This is a genomic window from Bacillus sp. MM2020_4, from assembly GCF_011250555.1.
Classification (GTDB): Bacteria; Bacillota; Bacilli; order Bacillales; family Cytobacillaceae; genus Neobacillus.
This window is the reverse complement of sequence record NZ_JAANMZ010000118.1, coordinates 1-437: the sequence shown is the minus strand read 5'-3', so window position 1 is coordinate 437 and position 437 is coordinate 1. Positions and strand designations below refer to the sequence as shown.

2 protein-coding genes are annotated in these 437 nt (G+C 32.3%); both read right to left on the bottom strand.

What is annotated here, in order from left to right; genetic code table 11:
- Window positions 1–218, bottom strand: a 218-nt coding sequence (locus G6554_RS25390; RefSeq protein ID WP_166246853.1) for an uberolysin/carnocyclin family circular bacteriocin, incomplete at its 3' end; no start/stop codon positions are given.
- Between the two features lie 25 nt (window positions 219–243).
- The coding region (locus G6554_RS25385) for an uberolysin/carnocyclin family circular bacteriocin (protein WP_166246852.1) at window positions 244–437 on the bottom strand (194 nt) is incomplete at its 5' end.

Here is a 437-nt window from a genome sequence, read left to right as displayed (position 1 = left end):
GTTGAAATAACTCCATAACCGACAATAATAGCCACGAGGCTAATGATCGTAGTAATTGTACTAAATGTATCAATAACGGTAATAACTTTACCAGCTACGGTAGTAGAGATACCTAAATTAGCTGCAAGATGCGGCAAAGAAATTGTTAAAGTTGAAAGTAATAAAGCCATTCCTAATAAATAAAAAATAGATTTTTTATTTCGAATTAAACTCATCATCTATTTCCCCTTTTTTAATAGATTTCTACCAAGTAGTAGCATAACCTTTTCCGTATTTTGAAATGATCTTTTTAGCGGTAATAACAAGTGCTGTTGAAATAACTCCATAACCGACAATAATAGCCACGAGGCTAATGATCGTAGTAATTGTACTAAATGTATCAATAACGGTAATAACTTTACCAGCTACGGTAGTAGAGATACCTAAATTAGCTGCAA